This window comes from Clostridium sp. OS1-26, from assembly GCF_030915445.1.
Taxonomy (GTDB): domain Bacteria; phylum Bacillota; class Clostridia; order Clostridiales; family Clostridiaceae; genus Clostridium_AM.
Map to the genome: position 1 here is coordinate 4,463,979 of NZ_CP133264.1, position 13,936 is coordinate 4,477,914.

Sequence of the window (13,936 nt, forward strand, 5' to 3'; positions counted from 1 at the left end):
TAATAACGTGTTCATTATAAAGCCATGTTAACTTTAAATCACATGTGTTAAAATAACCTTAAGCATAATATTTATACTAATGGAGTTGTTAAAATGTCACAAAAATCTATTTTAAAAGAAGAAACAAAGATTAGAATAAAAAAACCTAAGATGTATAAAGTACTCGTTCACAATGATGACTACACCACCATGGAGTTTGTGATAGAAGTGCTTGTCAAAGTTTTTAAAAAACAAGTAGTTGAAGCTACAAAAATTATGTATGATGTACATAAAGTTGGGATAGGAGTTGCTGGTGTATATGCATATGATATAGCTGCAACTAAGACAGTACAAGCCATAAATATGGCAGAAGAGAGTGGGTTCCCACTAAAATTTAGTATGGAAGAGGAATAACTATGAGATTAGATGGAATATTAAATGAAGTTATTGCTGCTGCTTATAATGAGGCAAAATATTCAAAGCATGAATATTTTACACCTGAGCATATCTTATATGCATCACTCTTTTTGAAGAGGGAAGGAATATGATAGAAGGCATCGGGGGAAGTATAGGAGATTTAAAAAGTGATCTAGTTAAATATTTTAATGAAAATATTGATTTTATAGATGAAGGTGAACCGCTGGAGACTATTGGAGTTCAAAATATAATATCTTCTGCAGGGGAACATGTTTTAGCAGCAGACAAAGATATCATTAAGCTTGGAGATATTTTTATATCCATATATGATGAATCAGAGAGTTTTGCTAGTTATTTTTTGAAAAAGCAGGGTATAAGAAGATTAGATATTTTAAATTATATAACTCACGGAATATCCGAACTTGACTTTGAAGTGGTGGAAGATGATAGTGAAGAGTTTGATATGCTATTAGATGAAGAAAAAGTAAACAGTAAATCAATACTATCTGAGTTTACCGTTGAGCTTACAGAAAAAGCAGAACAGGGGAAATTCGATTCTTTGATTGGTAGAGAGGATATATTAGATAGAACTATCCAAGTTTTATCACGAAGACTTAAAAATAATCCTATACACGTAGGAGATCCAGGAGTAGGAAAAACTGCAATAACAAAAGGATTATCAAAATTAATAGCAGAAAATAAAGTGCCTAAATTACTTCAAAACAGTAAAGTATACTCCATTGATTTAGGTGCTATGCTTGCTGGAACAAAATATAGAGGCGATTTTGAAGAGAGAATCAAAAAAGTACTTAAAAGTATTGAGAAGGAAGAAAAACCTATTGTTTATATAGATGAGATTCATACAATAATAGGAGCTGGAGCTGTTTCAGGAGGCTCCCTAGACGCTTCTAATATTCTTAAGCCTTTTTTAACTGAGGGAAAAATAAGATTTATTGGATCTACAACATATGATGAATATAAAAAAGTTTTTGAAAAAGATAAAGCATTATCTAGAAGGTTTCAAAAGATTGAGGTGTCAGAGCCATCTATAGAAGAAACTCATAGAATTTTATATGGAATTAAGGAAAACTATGAAGAATTTCATAATGTTAAATATACAAAGGAAGCTTTAACAGCAGCGGTAGAGCTTTCCGCAAAATATATCAATGATAGATACCTTCCAGATAAGGCCATTGATGTCATTGATGAGGTAGGCGCTTATATTAGACTTCATTCAGAAAATGAAGGTACAGTTACTATTAACTCTAATGATATAGAAAAAATTATTTCTTTTATAGCTAAGATACCTGAGCAAAGCGTTTCTTCCAACGAATTAGAATTAATTAAAGGTTTAGAGAGAAACTTAAAGGGAAAAATATTTGGTCAAGATAAGGCTATAGAAACTATTGTAAGTGCTATTAAAAGATCACGAGCTGGATTTAATGATGATAATAAGCCAGTTGCAAACTTATTATTTGTTGGCCCTACAGGAGTAGGGAAAACTGAAATTTGTAAGCAGCTATCAAATTCATTAAATATTCCATTAATAAGGTTTGACATGAGTGAATATCAAGAAAAACATACCGTTGCAAGACTCATTGGAGCGCCTCCAGGATATGTAGGATATGAGGAAGGAGGCCTTTTAACAGATTCTATAAGAAAAACTCCATATTGTGTACTTCTTTTAGATGAAATTGAAAAGGTTCATCCAGATGTTTTAAATATTTTACTTCAATTGATGGATTATGCTACATTAACAGATAGCTCTGGTAGAAAAACAGATTTTAGAAATGTAATACTAATCATGACTTCTAATGCAGGGGCTTCTTCTATTGGAAAATCCCTTATGGGCTTTGGAAATAGAAAAGTACACTTGGATGCTATTGATGCAGAAGTGCAGAAGGTATTTTCACCTGAATTTAGAAACAGATTGGATGAAATAATTCTATTTAATAAAATGGATGAAGATATGGCTAAGTTGGTAGCTAAAAAAGCCATAGGTGAATTTGAAGAAAAATTAAAAGTTAAAAATATAGCAATTAATGTGACAGAAGATTGTTATACATGGCTTGCCCAAAAGGACTTAATTCGGAATATGGCGCAAGAGAAATAAACAGAGTAGTACAACAGGAGATTAAGCCTTACTTTGTAGATAAAATATTATTTGAAGAAATATCACAAAATGATAAAATAATTGTAGATGTTAAGGATGAAAAAATTATAATCTTTAATGAAGACCAAAAATAATGATATTAAGCTTGATAAATACTGCATACTACATTGGTAGTGTGCAGATTTTTCCGTAATTCAAAGGAGACATCATTATGAGTAAAGTTACATATGATGATTTCAATCAGTTAACTATATTTAATGATTTAGATGAAACAATCAAGAACGAGCTAAGGTTGAAATCCTCAAAAATAAAATTGAAAAAAGGACAAATGCTATTTTCAGAAAGAGATGACACTGATAAGGTATATATAGTTTTAAGTGGAAAAGTAACCATGTTTAGAAATTCAGAAGAAGGTCAAAAAAGAGTAATTTATATTCTTAGTAGAGGAGAATTTATAAATGAAGTTATTTTTGATAATGTATCTGCATCGATAAATTGTGAGGCCTTTGAGGATAGTTGCATAGTTTATTTAAATAAAAATGATCTTTTGGAAATAATGTCTAAGGACTTTAATTTATCTCAAATTATAATTAACTCAATGTCAAAAAAAATTAGAAGGCTTTATAGACAGCTCAAGAATACTGTACCAATAAAAATGGATAAGAAGGTAGCGGCAAAGCTCTGGAAACTTTGTAGAGACTATGGGATGCAGACTGAAGATGGAGTTTTAATAAACCTAAATATAAGTATCACCTATCTGGCAGATATGTTAGGCAGTACAAGAGAAACAATTTCAAGGTGTATAAATAATTTCGAGAAAATAGGATTGATAAAATTCTTAGGCAAAAAAATAATTGTAAGAGATCCAGAAGAGTTGTCTTTGTACTTTAAGGGAAGATAAAAAATATACATTTAAGTCAATATTAAAAATAGCTTATGGAAAAACCAACATAATCCTAGTGTAAAAAAACATATAGGGGTGCTGGTTTTTGAGGCTATTTTTATTTTTCCTATACAATTTATTATTAATGCATACATCGACGAATAAATTGTATTAAGGGAGGTGTTTTCATGTATCGTATTGAGATTAGTACAAGAAGACGGGTATTAAAATTATTCAAAAACAATGTTTTAATAAAACAGTATCCAGTTGCTGTTGGTAAACCTGCTACTCCGACTCCTTTAGGTCATTGGAAAATTGTTATGAAGGGCTTATGGGGAAAACAGTTTGGTGGGCATTTCATGAGGCTTAATATTCCTTTTGGAATCTATGGTATTCATGGAACTGATATTCCTTGGTCAATATCAAAAGCAATCAGTCATGGGTGCGTTCGTATGAATAGTAGTGACGCAAAGGAACTATACGATACTGTTCCCATTGGAACACAAGTAGATATTTACTAATGATTATTTTCTATATAGTATTTTAAGGATAGATAAAAAAATATACACACAATAAATACCAATTCAATATAATGCTAATATGAAGAAAAATAAAAATACGCATATTACAATTATATTAAATTGGAGGGGAACACGCTTTTATGAAAGTATTAGTTAATTTTTATTTGTTATCAGAAGATGTAGATGATAGTTATGAAGATTTAGTAGAGGGAATTGAAGCTGACAATCCAATATATTTATCATTACAAACAGGGGATGTAGTTGTACTTCCTGGTAATAATGATCTAGAGTTTGTTATAAGTAAAATAGTTAAAAATCTATCCAATCAACAGATGGATGTATATGTATCTAAATTGAAAGGTGCTGAAGAAATATTTGATGAATTAGAATCCTTTGCAAGTAAAACTCTTCAAACGATGTTTGGTTCAATAAAAGCAAGCATCGATGATATTGGCAAAGATAAAGCTGAAGACAAAAAAGGCATATACTTAAAGGAGATTAAGTTTAAGGAACTTGATGAAAATAATTAATACAAATTAGAACTTGAAGAGCTGTCTTTGTTTATGATAGCTCTTTTTATATTTAAATCCTTTAGTGAATTATTTAATAATTGTGATAATTATCACATTATTTTTTTAACAAACGTGTTATGTTAAATATATAACGAATAAGAAAGGGTGTTAATGGTGTTTAAAGAAGAAATTAATAAAATAGGCGAGGCATCTATTAAAAAAGCTAATTTCCTTAAAAATAGCAAAAGTAGATATATAATTGCATCTGCTTTAGCTGGAATGTTTGTTGGCTTTGGAATCTTATTAATTTTCACTATTGGAGGCATATTGTCCTCGGTAAATTCACCAGCCACTAAAATAGTCATGGGAGTTTCTTTTGCTATTGCCTTAAGCCTTGTTATTATGGCAGGATCAGAGCTATTTACAGGAAACAATATGGTAATGACTATTGGCGTTCTAGAGAAGAAAGTTACATGGAAGTCTTTGTTTAGTGTATGGTTCTTTAGTTATGTTGGAAATTTCATAGGAGCAATTATATTAGCTGCATTATTCGTATATTCAGGACTTTCTAAAGGAGCAACTGCAGATTTTATAATTAAAGCCTCTGCAGCAAAAATGTCAGCTCCATTTGTAGAACTTATAATAAGAGGTATTTTATGTAATATCCTTGTTTGTTTAGCTGTATGGTGTTCCTTCAAGTTAAAAGAGGAAACAGCAAAACTTATTATGATTTTCTGGTGTTTGTTTGCATTTATAACTTCAGGTTTTGAACACAGCGTTGCTAACATGACACTTTTATCAATATCAGTAATGATACCTCATAAGGCTGTAGTATCCTTAAGTGGATTAGCATATAATCTAACAGCGGTAACATTAGGCAATATCATTGGCGGAATGATATTTGTAGCATTTGCATACTGGTATGTTTCTAATGATAAGTGTAAATTATAAAAGATTAAAGATAATATGGCTGTATAAGCATAAGGAGGGTTAACATGGGTTTTACAATGAACCACAGTAAGTTTAATGATTTTCTAGAAAAAATAGGTCAAGAATACAAAATGTATGCACCAGTACTTCTAGAAGGAAAAGGAACATTTTCAGATACTGATGCAATAAGATATGCTCAAGTTACAAGTATTGAACAAATAGTTTTTAATGAAAAATCACAGTTCTCACCAAAAGAAATTATTCTTCCGATTACTCAAACCTTATTCTATTTTACAGAAGACAGTGTAACAGAACCCAAAGTAGATGATAAAAAAATTCTAATCTTTTTAAGAAGCTGTGATATACATGCTATAAAAAGATTAGATCAAGTTTATTTAAATAATGGCTATGAGGACTCATATTATAAGAAACTAAGAGAGAAAGTAAAGTTTGTGCTTATGGAATGTAAAAATAGTTTTGAAAACTGTTTTTGTGTGAGTATGGGCAGTAATACAACAGATGAATACAATTTATTTGTAAGAGAAAGTAATGGAGAAGTATCTATAGAATGTAAGGATGAAAGCTTCAACGAATATTTTAAAGGAATGGAAGAAACTCCTGTAAAACCAACATTTATAGATTCTAATGAGACAAAAGTAAATATACCAGAGAATTTAGACCAAAGAGTGTTCAATTGGGAAGGATGGAAGGAATATTCATCAAGATGTATAGCTTGTGGAAGATGTAACACTGTATGTGGAACATGTACATGCTTTACTATGCAGGATATATTCTACAAAGATAACAAGAATACTGGTGAAAGAAGAAGAGTGTGGGCATCTTGTCAGGTAGATGGATACACAGATATGGCAGGGGGACATAGCTTTAGAAAAGACAAAGGCGACAGAATGAGATTTAAAGTGATGCATAAGGTCTATGATTTTAATAAAAGATTTGGCTATCATATGTGTGTAGGTTGTGGAAGATGTGATGACATTTGTCCTGAATATATATCTTTTTCAAATTGTGTCAATAAATTAAATAAGGCAATGGAAGAGGTGGAGTAAATGGAGAATATATATTTGCCAACACTTAGTAAAATAATTAGCATAACTTCTCATACGGATATAGATTATACTTTTAGAATGGAGTATAGAGGTGAAGTAAAGCCAGGACAATTCTTTGAAGTTTCTGTACCTAAATATGGAGAAGCACCTATATCTGTATGTGGTATCGGTGATGGGTACGTGGATTTAACTATAAGACGTGTAGGTGTAGTTACTGATGTAATTCATACATTTTTTCCAGGAGATAAGCTTTTTATAAGAGGACCTTATGGAAATGGATTTGATATAAATGAATATAAGGACAAAGAACTTATTATAGCTGCTGGAGGAACTGGACTTGCTCCTGTCAAAGGTATAATAGATTATTTTAATGAGCACATAAATGAAGTGAAGAAATTTAATGTTCTTATGGGATTTAAATCTCCAAAAGATATATTATTCAAAGACGATATACAAAGATGGAGTAAAAATATTAACACTACTTTAACTGTAGACAATGGAGAAGAAGGTTATACAGGAAATGTAGGTTTAATAACTAACTATGTAAAGGATTTAAAGATCGACAGTATAGAAAGTGCACAGGTTATAGTAGTTGGACCACCTATAATGATGAAGTTTACTGTAGCGGAATTTATCAAAAAAGGAATAAAAGAAGAAAATATCTGGGTGTCATACGAAAGAAAAATGTGTTGTGGTGTTGGAAAATGTGGGCATTGCAAGATAGATGACACATATATCTGTTTAGAAGGTCCAGTATTTAATTATGTTGCAGCTAAGAATTTGATTGATTAAAGGGGAGAGCGTTATGGATATCAATACAAAAGTTCTTAAAAAGAATGCCTTTAGAGTAACAAAAGAAAGAGGAAAAACCGCTATAAGGATAAGAGTTCCTGGTGGTCATATGGAGGCAAAGCATTTTGAAATTCTTCAAAAAGTAGCAGAGAAATTTGGAAATGGAACAGTGCATATAACTACAAGGCAAGGATTTGAGATACCAGGGATAGATATGAAGCATATCCCAGAGATAAATAAAATAATTCAACCAGTTATAGAAGGATTAGAAATAAATCAGATTAATCCTAAAACAGGGTATCCAGCATCAGGTACAAGAAATGTATCTGCATGTGTAGGGAATAGAGTTTGTCCTTTTGGTAATTACAATACTACTGCTTTTGCAAAGAGAATAGAGAGGGCTATATTCCCTAATGACTTTCATGTAAAAGTAGCTCTTACTGGATGTCCAAATGACTGTATAAAGTCTAGAATGCATGACTTTGGAATTATTGGGATGACAGAGCCTCAATATGATAGTTATAGATGTATAGGTTGTAAGGCTTGTGTAACTAACTGTGAAAAGAGAGCCACAGGAGCATTAAGCTTTGAGAATTTCAAAGTGATAAGAGATCATGATAAATGTATAGGCTGTGGAGAATGTATTGGAAAGTGTCCGACTGGAGCTTGGACGAGAAGTAAAGAAAAATACTACAAGTTAGTAATAATGGGCAGAACAGGAAAGAAAAATCCAAGACTTGCTCAAGATTTTATTAAATGGGTAGATGAAGAAAGTATTATAAAAATAATTCTTAACACTTATGATTATATAAGAGAATATATAGATAAAGAGGCGCCAGGAGGAAAGGAACATATAGGTTATATTGTTGATAGAACAGGTTTCCAAGAATTTAAGAAATGGGCCTTAAAAGATGTAAATTTAGGACCTAAAGCAGAATTAAACGAGACTATTTATTGGTAATTTATATTAAATAGCGGCAAGCAGCCTTCTGAAGACGCTTTAGGAGGCTGTTTATTCATAAAATAATAAGAAAAAATGTATTAGGCATTATGTAATGGCAAAATTAAATGGCAGCAAGCTATCGATAACTAAGCTGCCATTTAGTAATTTTTTAAATAGTTATTTTGAGTACTTATTTGCAATACTAGAGGCTGCATATGAATATGGTTTTACATTACAATCAAATCCACAACTTTTAACCCAACCTAGTATCTCTGGTATCATTTTTGATGTTAAACCATCTTCACCTATATCAACATGAATACTCATATCACATTTAAAATCTTCCTTATCAAATTTTTCTGATAATCTTTGAGCAATCTCAATACTCAAGCTGGTTTCATAAAAAATTTTTTGCTGTAAATTTGATATTTTATCTACATGCTTAATATCGTAAAAGAATATACCTCCATTTCCAACTTTCCAAACTGCCACTACAACCACAACCTTAGTTACATCAAAATTTTGAGAATCTGTTCCTATAGATATTTTGTATTTACTGTTCCTATCGTTTTGAATATAATTTTTAATAATTTGACTCATTGCTTTAAAAGATACATCTCCATATGTGATACTTTTCATAAAATATCTCCCTTCAGATTTATTTTTAAAGCTGTATCGTAATAGTATATATTAAATGCTATTATATTTATTATATTGTGTGTTTGTTAATTTTGATTTATGATACTATATATAATTTCTTAAGTAAGTGTTAAATTTACACAGACATATTATTGAATAACTGACAAATTAGATGTTTAAAGGTTTTTATAGTAACATATTAAATATTATGTAAATTAAAAAATATAAAATAACTTACAAACAAGAAATTTATGAAAGATAAGAATTTAGTAATACATCAACATAAGTATATAGCGCTAATATTCTTCAATGCTCATAGAAGCTTAAGCAAAGAATTGTTTTAAGATTACATGAAATATTAAGAGATAGGGTAAAAGCATACTAAATAATTGTTCATTAGTATGCTTTTTATGAAGTAAAAGCGTATTAGTTATCCAAAAAAGTCAGGTTCCTCTTTATGATCAGCTCTTATAGCTTTCTGTAAAATAGTAAGATTAATTCTCTGATTGTCATTAAAAAATGGGCAAGGATAGCGAGCTCCACATTGTTCGCACTCCAAATATTCTTTTGAACAGGTTTGTTCTCTGTTATCAAATAAAAAAGGTAGTGCAGATTCATTTTTGCTATTTGAAACTGTATCTGGTGTATTTAATTTATAAGTATAGACATAAGTGGCTTCACGCTTTATATCAAAGTGAGTACTATTACATTTTGGACATACTAAAGATTCGTCAATATTCAATCGACAACACCCTTTCTCAATAATTACTATATGAAATTTTAAGCAGATTCTATTTTTATTATTACGTAGTGTAATTTAAATTATTCATAGTTTTCTGATGACTAGTCGCTCTAATACTTCCCCATACTATTGTTTATCCTATTCCTTTTCAAGATAGCTCTATATAAACTCGTAATGTAATTAATTTTTATATTTCAAATGATAGAAAATTCATTAGTAATATGTAATAATAATTTATAACAGTATATAGATAAAAAAATTAAAGGTAAGCTATAAGGTCAAATATATTATAAAAGGGTGGGGGATATAGGTGAAAAAATACATTGAAGAGCTTATAAAAAATTATGTCAACAATTATGGAAACATAAAATCTGTTAAAACTAAATATAGAGAGCCTCTAGTGGCTTTTGCAAGTGCAGATGATGAAGAGTTTGCTAAGTTGAAACATATAGTATCTCCTTCACATATGCTTCCAAAGGATTTCTTAGAAGATGCAAAAACGGTTGTTTGTTACTTTATACCTTTTGATGAATCCATAGTGCAAAGTAATATAGAAGGTAAGGAGAGCTCTGAAGCTTGGGCAGTTGCTTTTGTTGAAACGAACGAAATGATGGGTAATTTAAACAACTATATTAAGAATAACCTAGAACAAAATGGGTATCACTGCAGTGCAGTTCCATTAGCCTATAATTTTGATAGAGATAAATTAATAAGTGATTGGTCTCAAAGACACGTAGCTTTTATTGCGGGATTGGGAACTTTCGGTTTGAATAATATGCTTATTACGGAAAAAGGCTGCTGCGGAAGGTTTGCAAGTGTAGTTACAAATCTAAGTTTAGAGCCTTCAGATAAAAAATTAAAGGAACATTGCTTATATAAAGCTAATAATACATGTAAGAAATGTGTAAAGAGATGTGTAAACGATGCGTTGAAAGAGGATAGTTTTGATAGAAAGAAATGCAATGAAATGTGCTTACATAATGATAAACTTTACCCAGATGTTGGCTTTTCAGATGTCTGCGGGAAGTGTTTGGTAGGTGTTCCTTGTTCTTTTATAAGTCCTATAAAGGATAAGTAGAATTATGGAGTTGAAAGGTCAGTGGCGATAGACATCGGATAAATTCTCATGAATGAAAGCCATGCATATAAAGAAGTTTATTTTCCTATTTATGCATGGCCGGTATTCTTATATAAGATTTTTATACATTTTGCAACAGTCTCAATTTGAGTTCTAAAATTTTATAATAATTTTTTAAAATTCGTAGAAAAGCGTTTAAGTACGTTTTATACAGCTAATACGCTGCCACTCCATTTACCACATCTATCACCAAAGTAGCCTACAACTGTTTCACTTCCTAATATTTTTACTACTTCACATCCATTGGTGCAACCTTTACATTCAAAGCTTCTTGAGACGAACTCCATATCAGCCAAATCAAATCCTTTAAACTTAGTTTTTTCACCAGTCTTTTCTAAATGCTCTCTTGCTAAAATTGACACTCCTATTGAACCCATGACTTTATAGTTTTTTGGAACTGTAACTTCACAGCCTAGCGCTTCTTCAAAAGAGGCTTTCATGCCTATATTTGCAGCTACTCCTCCTTGAAAGAAAATTTCAGATTTAATTTCTTTTCCTTTAGCTACGTTATTAAGATAATTTCTAACTAAAGCATCGCAAAGACCTTTAATGATATCTTTTTCGCTATATCCAAGCTGTTGTTTATGTATCATATCAGACTCTGCAAAAACAGCACATCTTCCTGCTATTCTTACGGGATTATTAGATTGAAGGGCATAGTCTCCGAATTCCTCAATGGCAATATCTAGTCTTTCTGCCTGCCTATCAAGAAATGAACCAGTTCCTGCGGCACACACAGTGTTCATTGCAAAATCTGTTACAATTCCATTGTTTAAAATTATTATTTTTGAATCTTGGCCTCCAATTTCAATAATAGTTCTCAGGTTTTTATTAGTTTGAAGGGAGGCCACTGCATGAGCTGTTATTTCATTTTTAACCACATCACCGCCAATTAAAAATGATGCAATGTTTCTTCCGCTGCCAGTTGTTCCAACAGCTTTTATTTGTTTTGCGTCGTATTTGTTTTTTAAGAATTTAAATCCTTCCTGAATAGCGTTAATTGGTCTACCTTTAGTTCTCAAATATAGTGATTCTACAACATTCATATCATTGTCTACAAGCACAATGTCGGTACTGACAGAACCGACATCAACTCCCATATAATACATTTCCTTTTCTCCTTTCAAGCAAATCTAAGAATGCCTCTATTCTAGTTATATATCCCGCCTCGCCAGTCATCTCATCTACAACTAGAGTCAGTATTGGAAAATCTTTATCTCTAGATATAGTTGGAAGTATAGCTTTTGAAACAATTTCAGGCATACATCCCATAGGGAATATCTGAATTGCTCCATCAAAATTTTGCTCCTTTGCCAGCACGGCTTCTCCAATGCATTCTCTTGCGTGGCCACCAATATATAATGGAAGATATTCCTTTGAGGCTCTTCGAATATCCAAAGAATTTAAGTTTAGCTTAGTTAAAGACATATTTTTAACCCACCAACTAGGAGTAAGATGTCTTTTTGTTGAAATTCCGTAGTCCATTAATTTATCTTCAATGTATAGACTAGAGAAAGGTTCGATGACAGTATATATTTCACCTATAATCGCAATCTTAATAGGATTTTTTTCCTTGTCAATATGTACAGTTTCTAGTAAGTTTTTATACTTTTTCAGGTGTTCGAACATTTGTTCTGGCGTGTTTTGTTTTATTGCTTCAGTTTTACACTGATTTAAAAGCATCTTACACTGCCCTTTATTTATTTCGTATCCAGCAAGATAGTGAGCTGTACTTTCTATTTCGTCTATTAAATTTATAATTTTTACTGCATAATACACAGCTTTAAGTTGATCTTTTTTGATTTACTACTGTTCTTGGAAATTGAACTTATCCGATTAAAAAGCTCTTTCAAACCTATGTCTCTAGGGTTATCAAGTACAATAAATTCCAGATCATGACCTAACTTTTTTAATAAATTCATCTGAAGCTCACAGTATTCCCCAAACCTGCAGGGCCCGCAGCTTCCTACAAATATTATAGTATCTGCACCTTGCTTAATACTTTCAATATAATTGCCTATCATTATTTTAAAAGGCAAGCATATTTCCTCAGGAGAATATAGCGATCCTACTTCCAAGGCAGATTTATTGCTTAAGGGAGGTATAACGTATTCTACCCCTAAGCCATCAAATAAAGCTTTTGCAGCAAAGTAAGTGTTACCAAGATGAGGAAAGGTTATTTTCATATGTAATACATCTCCTTTCAAGCATATCAGAAAAGGCTTCTAATCTTGTATCAAAGCCTGCTTCGCCAGTATGTTCATCGATTTTTAAGATTAGCAGTGGAAAATCATCTAGTTTATCTTTTATAAGTTCTATAACTACAGAGTCTATTCCACAAGCAAAGGAAGATATATACACTATTCCATTTATTTTATTATTCTCAGCTAAATAAGTGGAAAAACCATAAGAGTTTTTAGCAAAAGTCCAAAAAGGTCTTTTGAAAAGCAAATTAACTTGATCTTGTATATAATTGCTTTCTATATTCTCTTCGGTTATAACACCTATACCTAAATTATTAAGTTTTTTAATTACATTCATATTTATAAACTTATCATAAACGTTATAGGGATGGCCTACTAAAGCTACATTTAATTTAAAATTGTCGTTTTTTATACCGCCTTTATGGAGTTTTTGAGCTTTTAAAGCAGCCTCATATGCCTTACCTATTTTTAAATAGTTTTTAGTAAATATATTACCAGTATCCCTAACCCAGCTTCTCAAACTTTTCTTAGAGAATGCATAAATGGGGGAGGTGATAGTCTGAGGCATATTAGGTATATTATTTGTCACCATTTCTGGAAGACCACAAAATTTAGGGCAAATATATTCATTTGCATTTATTTGCATGATTCTTGGAATAAAGATTATGTCACATTTATCTTTAATATATGCAACATGGCCATGAAAAACCTTTACAGGTAAGCAAGCTTCATCTATGCAATATTTTACTCCCATATCCAATATCTCTTTATTTGTTTCTGGAGAGGTGACAACTTCTGCTCCGAGTTCTGTAAAAAAGGTTTCCATGAAGGGGTGGTACTTATAATATAATAATCCTTTAGGTATTCCAACTTTCATTTAAAATTCTCCTTTAATACAAATAAAAATTAAATAATATAGTCACATTTGTATATTTTACCTTATTAAATAAATATTATTCATTTTTTTAAAATTTGTTTATAATATAGGCAACATATTAATTATTATGTAAACTACAAAATAAATTATTTAAAAATTATTAAGAATGTATGGTAAAA

13 protein-coding genes and 2 pseudogenes are annotated in these 13,936 nt (G+C 30.9%); 10 read left to right on the forward strand and 5 right to left on the reverse strand.

Annotated elements, in window-relative coordinates; translation table 11 throughout:
• The first annotated feature begins 93 nt into the window (after nt 1-93).
• From RCG18_RS22130 to asrC, 9 genes and pseudogenes are all read left to right on the forward strand, one after another.
• Nucleotides 94-393, forward strand: coding sequence for an ATP-dependent Clp protease adaptor ClpS (locus RCG18_RS22130; protein ID WP_308038163.1), 300 nt, complete (start codon nt 94-96; stop codon nt 391-393).
• Nucleotides 394-395: 2 nt separating this feature from the next.
• Nucleotides 396-2,643 (forward strand): annotated as a pseudogene (gene clpA / locus RCG18_RS22135) (ATP-dependent Clp protease ATP-binding subunit ClpA).
• A 77-nt stretch (nt 2,644-2,720) separates the two neighbouring features.
• Complete coding sequence (locus RCG18_RS22140; protein ID WP_308038164.1) at nt 2,721-3,410, forward strand: Crp/Fnr family transcriptional regulator; 690 nt, start codon at nt 2,721-2,723, stop codon at nt 3,408-3,410.
• A 170-nt stretch (nt 3,411-3,580) separates the two neighbouring features.
• Nucleotides 3,581-3,913 carry a L,D-transpeptidase gene (locus RCG18_RS22145; protein WP_308038165.1) on the forward strand — a complete coding sequence of 111 codons (333 nt, stop codon included), beginning with the start codon at nt 3,581-3,583 and terminating at the stop codon, nt 3,911-3,913.
• 140 nt (nt 3,914-4,053) lie between these two features.
• Nucleotides 4,054-4,443 carry a hypothetical protein gene (locus RCG18_RS22150; RefSeq protein ID WP_308038166.1) on the forward strand — a complete coding sequence of 130 codons (390 nt, stop codon included), beginning with the start codon at nt 4,054-4,056 and terminating at the stop codon, nt 4,441-4,443.
• Between the two features lie 156 nt (nt 4,444-4,599).
• Nucleotides 4,600-5,376, forward strand: a complete 777-nt coding sequence (locus RCG18_RS22155; protein ID WP_308042081.1) for a formate/nitrite transporter family protein — start codon at nt 4,600-4,602, stop codon at nt 5,374-5,376.
• A gap of 44 nt (nt 5,377-5,420) precedes the next feature.
• Nucleotides 5,421-6,422 carry an anaerobic sulfite reductase subunit AsrA gene (gene asrA, locus RCG18_RS22160; RefSeq protein ID WP_308038167.1) on the forward strand — a complete coding sequence of 334 codons (1,002 nt, stop codon included), beginning with the start codon at nt 5,421-5,423 and terminating at the stop codon, nt 6,420-6,422.
• Nucleotides 6,423-7,214 carry an anaerobic sulfite reductase subunit AsrB gene (asrB, locus tag RCG18_RS22165; RefSeq protein WP_308038168.1) on the forward strand — a complete coding sequence of 264 codons (792 nt, stop codon included), beginning with the start codon at nt 6,423-6,425 and terminating at the stop codon, nt 7,212-7,214. It abuts the gene before it with no gap.
• A gap of 13 nt (nt 7,215-7,227) precedes the next feature.
• Complete coding sequence (asrC, locus tag RCG18_RS22170; RefSeq protein ID WP_308038169.1) at nt 7,228-8,175, forward strand: sulfite reductase subunit C; 948 nt, start codon at nt 7,228-7,230, stop codon at nt 8,173-8,175.
• 159 nt (nt 8,176-8,334) lie between these two features.
• Here the strand turns inward: asrC and RCG18_RS22175 are convergent, their stop codons facing one another.
• Both RCG18_RS22175 and RCG18_RS22180 read right to left on the reverse strand, forming a co-directional pair.
• Entirely contained in the window at nt 8,335-8,796 is a 462-nt protein-coding gene (locus tag RCG18_RS22175; protein ID WP_308038170.1) for a ribonuclease H-like YkuK family protein, read from the reverse strand.
• A 430-nt stretch (nt 8,797-9,226) separates the two neighbouring features.
• A complete protein-coding gene (locus RCG18_RS22180; RefSeq protein WP_308038171.1) occupies nt 9,227-9,538 on the reverse strand; it encodes a hypothetical protein in 312 nt (103 codons plus the stop codon).
• A gap of 310 nt (nt 9,539-9,848) precedes the next feature.
• Here RCG18_RS22180 and RCG18_RS22185 point away from each other — a divergent pair, with 310 nt between their 5' ends.
• On the forward strand, nt 9,849-10,616 hold the full coding sequence (locus RCG18_RS22185; protein ID WP_308038172.1) for an epoxyqueuosine reductase: 768 nt from the start codon (nt 9,849-9,851) through the stop codon (nt 10,614-10,616).
• Nucleotides 10,617-10,822: 206 nt separating this feature from the next.
• Here RCG18_RS22185 and RCG18_RS22190 read toward each other — a convergent pair whose 3' ends face one another.
• From RCG18_RS22190 to RCG18_RS22200, 3 genes and pseudogenes are all read right to left on the reverse strand, one after another.
• The gene (locus tag RCG18_RS22190; RefSeq protein WP_308038173.1) at nt 10,823-11,785 is read right to left on the reverse strand and encodes an acyl-CoA dehydratase activase; all 963 of its coding nucleotides are present in this window, start codon (nt 11,783-11,785) and stop codon (nt 10,823-10,825) included.
• Nucleotides 11,766-12,862 (reverse strand): annotated as a pseudogene (locus RCG18_RS22195) (2-hydroxyglutaryl-CoA dehydratase). The gene RCG18_RS22190 and the pseudogene RCG18_RS22195 overlap by 20 nt, the downstream one beginning before the upstream one ends.
• Nucleotides 12,834-13,757: an acyl-CoA dehydratase activase-related protein gene (locus RCG18_RS22200; RefSeq protein WP_308038174.1), complete on the reverse strand. Its 924-nt coding sequence runs from the start codon at nt 13,755-13,757 to the stop codon at nt 12,834-12,836. The pseudogene RCG18_RS22195 and the gene RCG18_RS22200 overlap by 29 nt, the downstream one beginning before the upstream one ends.
• Nucleotides 13,758-13,936: the final 179 nt, after the last annotated feature.

Coding starts and splice junctions, on each gene's coding strand:
- asrC (WP_308038169.1), top strand. CDS start 7,228: ATGGATATCAATACAAAAGTTCTTAAAAAGAATGCCTTTAGAGTAACA.
- asrA (WP_308038167.1), top strand. CDS start 5,421: ATGGGTTTTACAATGAACCACAGTAAGTTTAATGATTTTCTAGAAAAA.
- RCG18_RS22150 (WP_308038166.1), top strand. CDS start 4,054: ATGAAAGTATTAGTTAATTTTTATTTGTTATCAGAAGATGTAGATGAT.
- asrB (WP_308038168.1), top strand. CDS start 6,423: ATGGAGAATATATATTTGCCAACACTTAGTAAAATAATTAGCATAACT.
- RCG18_RS22145 (WP_308038165.1), top strand. CDS start 3,581: ATGTATCGTATTGAGATTAGTACAAGAAGACGGGTATTAAAATTATTC.
- RCG18_RS22190 (WP_308038173.1), bottom strand. CDS start 11,785: ATGTATTATATGGGAGTTGATGTCGGTTCTGTCAGTACCGACATTGTG.
- RCG18_RS22200 (WP_308038174.1), bottom strand. CDS start 13,757: ATGAAAGTTGGAATACCTAAAGGATTATTATATTATAAGTACCACCCC.
- RCG18_RS22130 (WP_308038163.1), top strand. CDS start 94: ATGTCACAAAAATCTATTTTAAAAGAAGAAACAAAGATTAGAATAAAA.
- RCG18_RS22175 (WP_308038170.1), bottom strand. CDS start 8,796: ATGAAAAGTATCACATATGGAGATGTATCTTTTAAAGCAATGAGTCAA.
- RCG18_RS22140 (WP_308038164.1), top strand. CDS start 2,721: ATGAGTAAAGTTACATATGATGATTTCAATCAGTTAACTATATTTAAT.